This is a genomic window from Citrobacter sp. Cpo012 (assembly GCF_030333015.1).
GTDB classification, from domain to species: Bacteria; Pseudomonadota; Gammaproteobacteria; order Enterobacterales; family Enterobacteriaceae; genus Citrobacter; species Citrobacter portucalensis.
In genome coordinates, this window is the sequence record NZ_JAOWGR010000031.1 from 1 (window position 1) to 8,730 (window position 8,730).

Annotated in this window: 9 protein-coding genes and 1 riboswitch; of the genes, 2 read left to right on the forward strand and 7 right to left on the reverse strand. The window is 51.3% G+C overall.

The features are described from left to right. Positions 1 to 92 precede the first annotated feature (92 nt). Both murI and btuB read right to left on the reverse strand, forming a co-directional pair. Positions 93 to 944 carry a glutamate racemase gene (gene murI, locus OGX90_RS03815; protein ID WP_003847829.1) on the reverse strand — a complete coding sequence of 284 codons (852 nt, stop codon included), beginning with the start codon at positions 942 to 944 and terminating at the stop codon, positions 93 to 95. Then, positions 889 to 2,745, reverse strand: a complete 1,857-nt coding sequence (gene btuB / locus OGX90_RS03820; RefSeq protein WP_032945649.1) for a TonB-dependent vitamin B12 receptor BtuB — start codon at positions 2,743 to 2,745, stop codon at positions 889 to 891. Before btuB ends, murI begins: the two co-directional genes overlap by 56 nt. Positions 2,746 to 2,810: 65 nt before the next feature. Then, a riboswitch (cobalamin riboswitch) is annotated at positions 2,811 to 2,997 on the reverse strand. Positions 2,998 to 3,112: 115 nt separating this feature from the next. Here btuB and trmA point away from each other — a divergent pair. After that, positions 3,113 to 4,213 carry a tRNA (uridine(54)-C5)-methyltransferase TrmA gene (trmA, locus tag OGX90_RS03825; protein WP_048215167.1) on the forward strand — a complete coding sequence of 367 codons (1,101 nt, stop codon included), beginning with the start codon at positions 3,113 to 3,115 and terminating at the stop codon, positions 4,211 to 4,213. An 82-nt stretch (positions 4,214 to 4,295) separates the two neighbouring features. Here trmA and OGX90_RS03830 read toward each other — a convergent pair whose 3' ends face one another. After that, positions 4,296 to 4,655 carry a YijD family membrane protein gene (locus OGX90_RS03830; protein ID WP_003825114.1) on the reverse strand — a complete coding sequence of 120 codons (360 nt, stop codon included), beginning with the start codon at positions 4,653 to 4,655 and terminating at the stop codon, positions 4,296 to 4,298. A gap of 15 nt (positions 4,656 to 4,670) precedes the next feature. Beyond that, a complete protein-coding gene (fabR, locus tag OGX90_RS03835; protein ID WP_003028862.1) occupies positions 4,671 to 5,306 on the reverse strand; it encodes an HTH-type transcriptional repressor FabR in 636 nt (211 codons plus the stop codon). Between the two features lie 191 nt (positions 5,307 to 5,497). On the opposite strand from fabR, the gene sthA reads away from it, so the two are divergent. Continuing rightward, positions 5,498 to 6,898 (forward strand): Si-specific NAD(P)(+) transhydrogenase, encoded by a 1,401-nt coding sequence (gene sthA / locus OGX90_RS03840; RefSeq protein ID WP_003028860.1) that lies wholly within the window; start codon positions 5,498 to 5,500, stop codon positions 6,896 to 6,898. On the opposite strand, the gene oxyR is transcribed toward sthA, so the two are convergent. From oxyR to OGX90_RS03855, 3 genes are all read right to left on the reverse strand, one after another. Then, positions 6,881 to 7,798, reverse strand: a complete 918-nt coding sequence (gene oxyR, locus OGX90_RS03845; RefSeq protein WP_008787060.1) for a DNA-binding transcriptional regulator OxyR — start codon at positions 7,796 to 7,798, stop codon at positions 6,881 to 6,883. The two genes, sthA and oxyR, sit on opposite strands and share 18 nt — an antisense overlap. Positions 7,799 to 8,126: 328 nt before the next feature. Continuing rightward, complete coding sequence (gene tnpA / locus OGX90_RS03850) at positions 8,127 to 8,585, reverse strand: IS200/IS605 family transposase (protein WP_057069660.1); 459 nt, start codon at positions 8,583 to 8,585, stop codon at positions 8,127 to 8,129. Then, positions 8,542 to 8,730: hypothetical protein (locus OGX90_RS03855; protein WP_234662442.1), on the reverse strand; the 189-nt coding region annotated here is incomplete at its 5' end. The genes tnpA and OGX90_RS03855, both read right to left, overlap by 44 nt.

Consider the following 8,730-nt stretch of genomic DNA (forward strand, 5'->3'; position numbering starts at 1 on the left):
GTCAGTGGAGGCGCATTATAGGGAGTTATTTCAGGCTGACAAGGGGAAATTTAAAATAATCTTCCGAGTGCGTATTTTTTCATCAAAACCACTTAAACTGACAGTTTTTCGAGCGTTTTAAAGCCATAGCGCTGTAGCACAGGCAATAATTGTTCAGCTTCTGTCGTCATTGCCATACAAAATGCGACGTTCTCATCGGTTGATTTCGCATCTGGTGCTTCATGCTCTAACAACCAGGCCGTGCGGCGTGCTATCGCGGCACCAGAATCCACCAGTCTCGTCCCCTCGGGCAGGACCTGTAAAAGCTCTTCCTGTAATAGAGGGAAATGAGTGCAACCGAGCACTACTGTGTCAGGTGGTTCAGACATCCGCAGCCATGGACGCAGAATACGCCGCAGTTCTTCCAGAGAAACTGTTTCACCGTGCAGCTTCGCTTCCGCCAGTTCCACCAGCTCAGCAGAACCCAACATTGCAATTTGGCATTCGTTAGCGAATCGCGCAATCAGCTCATGGGTATACGAGCGCTTCACCGTTGCACGTGTAGCCAGTAGCCCCACAACACCGTTCGCCGTGAGTCGCGCTGCCGGTTTAATCGCAGGCACCACGCCCACAACCGGGAAAGCAAATTTCTCACGTAACGCAGGGAGCGACACCGTGCTTGCTGTATTACACGCGATGACCGCAAGAGAGAGGGGATAGCGCTGCTGGACCGCAGTCACTATCTCAACAACACGCTCGACGATAAACTCCTCGCTCTTCTCTCCATAAGGAAAGGCGACGTTGTCGAAAGCGTAGATATAGTGGAGATCCGGCAGAAGGCGCCGGATCTCGTCATAGACCGACAACCCACCGACGCCGGAATCAAATACCAGCACGGTGGGACGGGGATCAGAAGGTGTAGCTGCCAGACAAGGTGTATTCCCGTCCTGCAGTTGCGTAGCCATAAACTGTCTCGTAATCTTTATCGAACAGGTTGGCGATTTTACCACGAACTGTCAGCTGTGAGGTGATTGGATATGACACTCCGATATCCCACAAGCTGACGCCGCCCAATTTAACATCACGATTATTGTCGTAATCATTATCGTAACGTTCACCTATATATTGATAAGCAACGTTCCACCCCAAGTCCTGAACCTGCCCAGTTAACTCATACTTAACCTGCTGTTTTGCTCGGCGATAGAGTACCTTATTCGTATCATCATCCCGCGGGTCAACATACTGTAGCGTCAGGTGATGATCTACCGGGCCAGTCGTAACATTCCCAGTCCATTCCAGCCCTTTAATCGTGGCTGATTTAACGTTGACGTACTGGTTATTCTTGTAATCGATCAGGTTTTGAATTTCATAATGATATGCCGAAAGACGCCAATCAAGCGGCCCTGTCAATCCATCAATCCCTGCTTCCCACTGTTTAGATTCTTCCGGTTTCAAATTCGGGTTGGCTGCAATACCCGGCCCATAGGAAGAGGCAAAACGCGTAGCCCCGTATTGCTGACCAAGTGAAGGAGCCAGGAAACCTGTGCCATAAGAGAGCGTTGCACGGTAGCCATCAACAAACTCCCAGCCTGCAGCAGTCTGCCAGGTGCCATGCCAGCCGAATTGTTCATCATGATCTTCACGGCCTGAGGCTTCCAGCGTGACGCTATCAATTTGTTGTTGCCCAGTTAGATAAAGTCCGGTCGTATCACGTTTATAAGCGTCCGATTTCGTGGTACTACTGGAAGTCAGCTTTTCTTGTTTCCAGTCGACACCACCGCTAATCGCTCCATGCCCAACCTCAACGTTATTTCCCCACTGAATATAGCGCTGTTCCATATTATCCAGCGTAGCATCCCCCGCATAACGACCGAGTTGATTGCTATAGTTGTAATCTTTGAGATGCTGGTAGTTAGCAATCAGTTGGGCGGAATAGATACCTGAGCTGTAACGAAGGCCGGAATCCCAAGACTGAGTGTAATTCTGAGCTTCGTCATTACCGCCAGCATAGCCATAAGAGCCCTGATCGTAATCGCTATTCGCCGTGTAGCCGTAACCACGGAAGAAACCGGAGAAGTTATCGTTAAACTTGTGCTGCAAGCCGCCCCAGAACAGTTTGTTGCGATAACCATCGCGATCGCTGTCGCCGCTGTAAGGGGAATCAGGTTGAATGTTAAAACCTTTGGTCGTCTGGTAAGCGCCAGCCGCCGTCACCATCGTGTCACCAAATCGTTTATTTATCGTGCCGTCGTAGGTCTGATAACCATCAGTCCCCATACCTGCGTTGATCTGTGATTTCTCTTCATTACTCATCGTAATGATGTTCATCACACCACCGATCGCACCAGATCCGTACACAGCTGAACGCGGCCCGCGAATATATTCAACACGTTGCACCAACGATACCGGAATCTGACCAATATCAATCGCATTACCGATGCCCGCACGCGCCATCGGCACTCCATCAATCAATACCAGCACATGCCGGGACTCAGTACCGCGAACATACAGCGAGGAGCTTTTCCCCATACCGCCGCTTTGCGAAATATCTACGCCCGGCAATCGGCGCATGACATCATTGAGATCTTTTGACTGCCAGCGCTGAATATCTTCACGCGTCACCACATCAGTGGGGGCAAGTACAGTATTAACAGGCTGCTGAAAACGGTTGGCAGTAACGACGAGAGTATCTGGGCTAGTATCCTGTGCCCAACCAGAAAATGCCGTGACGGAAAGTGCCGTGCACAGCAACGATTTTTTAATCATTGTAAAGCATCCACAATATAAGAAGGATGCCGCAGGTCCCACCGATAGTACGCGATGATGAAAGCCAGATGCGACGTTAGCCGGCAGGTCTTCGGGCTTGGAGGCAACTTAAAGAGACGATAACTTCCCACGGCATGCCGCAGTGTCTGCACCAGGTGCGCTCATCCCCTACCTTCCTTACCGCTGCGCGTCAGCTCCAGATTCACACTGGATTCCCTTTTAACTCACAGGACCGGAAAACGGATGCTACAGTTTGTTACAACCCACTGTCCAGACTGCGTATCACAATATCGGAAATCATCAATGACTGGACATCTGATGAGCAATCCCTACAATCCCCGCGTACTTTTATTTTTCAGGACGCATCATGACCCCCGAACACCTTCCGACAGAACAGTACGACGCACAGTTAGCTGAAAAAGTGGTGCGTCTGCAGAGCTTAATGACGCCATTTTATGCACAGGCTCCGGAAGTGTTTCGCTCACCGGTCAGCCACTACCGTATGCGCGCGGAATTCCGTTTGTGGCATGACGGTGATGATCTGTACCACATCATGTTCGACAGCCAGACTAAAAACCGTATCCGTGTCGACAGCTTCCCGGCAGCCAGTGAGCTTATCAACACGCTGATGACGGCAATGATCGAAGGCGTTCGCAACAACCACGTCCTGCGTCACAAACTGTTTCAGATTGATTACCTCACAACCCTGAGCGATCAGGCGGTGGTATCGATGCTGTACCATAAAAAGCTGGATGATGAATGGCGTCAGGAAGCTGAAGCGCTGCGGGATGCGCTGCGGGCGAAAAACCTGAATGTGCATCTGATTGGCCGGGCAACCAAAACCAAAATCGAGCTGGATCAGGACTACATTGACGAACGCTTGCCGGTTGCGGGTAAAGAGATTATCTATCGCCAGGTTGAGAACAGCTTCACCCAGCCGAACGCCGCCATGAATATTCAGATGCTGGAGTGGGCGATTGATGTCACCAGGGGCTCAAAAGGCGATCTGCTGGAGCTGTATTGCGGCAATGGCAATTTCTCGTTAGCCCTGGCACAAAACTTCAACCGCGTACTGGCAACGGAAATCGCCAAGCCGTCAGTTGCTGCTGCACAGTACAACATTGCGGCTAACCAGATTGAAAACGTACAAATAATCCGCATGGCGGCCGAAGAGTTTACTCAGGCGATGAACGGCGTTCGCGAGTTCAACCGTTTGCAGGGAATCGATCTGAAGAGTTACCAGTGTGAAACTATCTTTGTTGACCCACCGCGCAGCGGTCTGGACAGCGAAACGGAGAAAATGGTGCAGGCGTATCCGCGCATTCTGTACATCTCCTGCAATCCGGAGACGCTGTGTAAAAACCTGGAAACGTTAAGCCAGACGCACAATGTTTCACGTCTGGCGCTATTCGATCAGTTCCCGTATACGCACCATATGGAGTGCGGCGTACTGTTAACCAAGAAGTAAGACAGAACGTAGGCTGGATAAGCACTACCTGTTCAGATTGCCGGATAGCGGCTTTGCCTTATCCGGCCTACCGCTACAACTGTTACTCCGCAATTTCCTGTTTACGGTTACGGACTTTAAAGCCGATCCAGAACACCAGAATCACAGACAGTACCGCCGGGAAGAAGTTAGAGCCGATATCCGGATATTCAGCGCGTACCACGGTGCTGTACAACAGAACGCCGAGGATAAAGCAGGCGGCAGCCAGGCCCGGCAATCCCACAGGCATGGTGCGGTTCTGATAGCGTTGATGCAGACAATACACCGTCAGCACCAGCGAAATGATCGGGAATACTGAGAATGGCACAATGGAGCTAAACAGCGCCGCAAATGTACCATTGATCGATAAGCCAGCAACCAGCGCCAGCAGCAGCGTACCTTTATCTTGACCTGACTGTTTCATTGCTTGTCCTTCTCGTTACTCGGAGTGGTGCGTCATCTTCTCTTGTTCACGGCGGTACCAATAAAATGCGCCTTTCGCGATCATGCGTAGTTGCAATACCAGCCGCTCTTCCAGCTGTCGGCGCTGTTCAGCGCCAACATCCAGTGCTTCTGCCCCGGCGCTGAACACAATGGTTACCATAGCTTCGGCTTGCGCTTCAGTAAACGCACGAGGCATATGGTTTTCGAGTTCCAGATAGTCCGCAAGTTCCGCGATGAAGTGCTGAATTTCACGAGCGACCGCTGCACGAAACGCTGCGGATGTCCCCGAACGCTCGCGCAATAATAAACGGAAGGCGTTGGGATTGTTGCCGATGAACTCCATAAATGTTGAGACCGAGGTGCGGATCACACTCCCGCCCTTCGCGATACGCTGGCGCGCCTGGCGCATCAACTGACGCAGCATCAGACCGCTCTCGTCCACCATCGTCAGGCCGAGTTCATCCACATCGCGGAAATGGCGATAAAACGAGGTTGGCGCAATGCCCGCTTCACGAGCGACTTCGCGTAAACTGAGGCTGGCAAAACTACGCTCAGCGCTGAGTTGACTAAATGCGGCTTCTACCAGCGAACGCCGGGTTTTCTCTTTTTGTTGCGCTCTAACGCCCATCACGATGTCTGAATCCTTCCACATACCTTGCTGGCACTATACCAGAGATTAGGCGGTTGGCATGGCTTTGTGAATGATTGTTTACGCGCAGTTTGTGCTTCGACTTCGCAAAAAAGCACAACGATAATTGGGTTATCTCAACAACGATGTTACTATTCTGTTGCTTTTATGTATAAGAACAGGTAAGCCTGACCATGTCACATTCTTACGATTACGATGCAATAGTAATAGGTTCCGGTCCCGGCGGCGAAGGCGCGGCAATGGGTCTGGTTAAGCAAGGAGCGCGCGTCGCGGTAATTGAGCGCTATCATAATGTCGGCGGAGGTTGTACCCACTGGGGCACCATCCCGTCGAAAGCTCTCCGCCACGCCGTCAGCCGCATTATTGAATTCAATCAGAACCCACTGTACAGCGACCACTCCCGACTCCTTCGTTCTTCTTTCGCCGATATTCTCAACCACGCTGATAACGTTATTAATCAGCAAACGCGTATGCGGCAAGGATTTTACGAGCGCAACCACTGCGAAATTTTGCAGGGAAATGCCCGTTTTGTTGATGAACACACGATCGCCCTGGAATGTCACGACGGTACGGTGGAAACGCTGACTGCGGATAAGTTTGTTATTGCCTGCGGTTCGCGTCCTTATCGCCCTGTTGATGTCGACTTTTCGCATCCCCGGGTTTACGACAGTGACTCTATCCTGAGCCTGCACCACGAACCCCGTCATGTGCTGATTTATGGCGCAGGGGTCATTGGCTGTGAATATGCGTCGATTTTCCGTGGAATGGACGTCAAAGTTGATTTAATCAACACCCGCGATCGTCTGCTGGCATTCCTCGATCAGGAGATGTCCGACTCGCTCTCTTACCACTTCTGGAACAGCGGTGTGGTCATTCGCCACAACGAAGAGTATGAGAAGATTGAAGGTTGCGATGACGGCGTCATCATGCACCTGAAGTCCGGTAAGAAACTGAAGGCCGACTGCCTGCTGTACGCCAATGGCCGTACCGGTAATACCGATTCGCTGGCGCTGGAAAACATTGGTCTGAAAACCGACAGCCGCGGGCAGCTTAAAGTGAATAGTATGTACCAGACGGCGCTGCCGCATGTGTACGCCGTAGGGGATGTAATTGGTTATCCGAGCCTGGCATCGGCGGCCTACGACCAGGGACGCATTGCCGCCCAGGCACTGGTAAAAGGCGAGGCTACCGCGCATCTGATCGAAGATATCCCAACTGGGATTTATACCATTCCGGAAATCAGCTCCGTTGGTAAAACCGAACAGCAGCTCACGGCAATGAAAGTTCCCTACGAAGTTGGCCGCGCCCAGTTTAAACATCTGGCACGTGCACAAATCGTGGGTATGAGTGTCGGAACGCTGAAGATCCTGTTCCATCGCGAAACCAAAGAGATTTTGGGGATCCACTGCTTTGGGGAGCGCGCGGCCGAAATTATTCACATCGGACAAGCGATAATGGAGCAAAAAGGTGGTGGTAACACTATCGAGTACTTCGTTAACACCACCTTTAACTACCCAACCATGGCAGAAGCCTATCGGGTAGCGGCGCTAAATGGCTTAAACCGCCTGTTTTAACGCACTGTCGAAATGGCCATCCATTGATCCACGGATGGCCTCTGCCAGCTGTTCATAACGGCTGCGCAGCGGCGAACCAGGACGGTACACCAGACCAATCGTACGACGCGGTTCGGGTTTAATGCATGGCAGATAAACGACACCATCACGCTTACGCTCCGGCGGAACGGCCAGCGCAGGCAGTAAGGTAATACCACTGCCTGCCGCCACCATGTTACGCAGCGTTTCCAGACTGGTTGCCCGAAAATGGGTATCTTCATCAGCACCCGCTTCAAAGCAGAAACCCATCGCCTGATCGCGCAGGCAGTGGCCATCTTCCAGCATCAGCAGTTTTTCACCCGCCAGATCGGACATCGGTACACAGTCACGGTTTGCCCACGGATGATCTTCATAGATCGCCAGCATCATAGGCTCATCAAATAATGGAACTTCGATGAATGCCTCACTCTCTTTGACCAGCGCCAGAATGACGCAGTCGAGCTTGCCGCTATCCAGTTGCGCCAACAGCTGATGTGTCTGCGCTTCATGGAGATACATCTCCAGTTTTGGGAAGGTCTGGTGCAACATCGGAATAATATGCGGCAGCAGGTATGGCCCCACCGTTGGGATCAAACCAATATGCAGCGGGCCAGACATTGTCTCGCCTTGTTGGCTTGCCATCTCCTTGAGCACTTTGACCTCGCGCAGCACGGTACGCGCCTGATCCACCAGCAGCAAACCGGCCTGGGTGAACAGCACCTTGCGACTCGTACGCTCCAGCAACATGACGCCAAGCTCATCTTCCAGCTTGCGGATCTGCCCGCTCAGCGTTGGTTGGCTAACGTGACAGGAGTCTGCCGCTCGTCGGAAGTGACGATGTTCGGCTAGTGCCACCAGGTATTCAAGATCACGAATATTCATTATTCATCCTCCATCGCCACGATAGTTCGTAGCGATAGGTAGCATAGCAACGAACGATTATCCCTATCAAGCTTTCTGTTTAATAATGCACCACAGAAACGGAACGGTACCCCTTTAACCCTTGAAGCTACTGTCCGTTTGAGAGTTTCTCTCATACTCGAAATAACTAAAGCCAACGTGAACTTTTGCGGACCTTGAGTCCGCATTTTTTTTGCATAAAATAAATATCCTCCGGCATAGCCGGAGGTTTTTCTGATGCGCCTATAAGGCTCTGTTACCAGCCGCGCCCTAACAGGCGCATACGATCTGACATTTGCATCAGACTTCGTTACTTACGGCCCGTAAACGGGCTACCCGGATAAGGGATCGATAACTGCTCGCCCATTTTATCCTCTGCAAGCTGGTGCTTTATGTATTCCTGTATCCTTGCCGTGTTCTTACCCACCGTATCTACGTAATACCCACGACACCAGAACTCCCTGTTCCTGTATTTAAACTTCATATCACCAAACTGCTCATACAACATCAGACTGCTTTTACCTTTCAGATAACCCATAAAACCGGATACGCTCATTTTGGGCGGGATTTCCACAAGCATATGGATATGATCTGCACAGCATTCCGCTTCCAGGATCCGCACGTTTTTCCACTCACACAGCTTTCTTAAGATGCTGCCTATCGCCCTACGTTTCTCCCCGTAGAATGCTTGTCTTCGGTATTTGGGCGCAAAAACTATGTGATATTTACAGTTCCATCGGGTGTGCGCTAAGCTCTTTTCGTCCCCCATTGGGACCCCCTTTTGATTTCTTGTTTAACCCTTGCAGTTGCCAGACCGCAAGGTGTTTTAACAAATCAAAAGGGGTTTTAATAACTGGCCCAAAGCTGAAAGCTTTCCGGAACCCCCAGCCTAGCTGGGGGTTTTCTGTGCACAA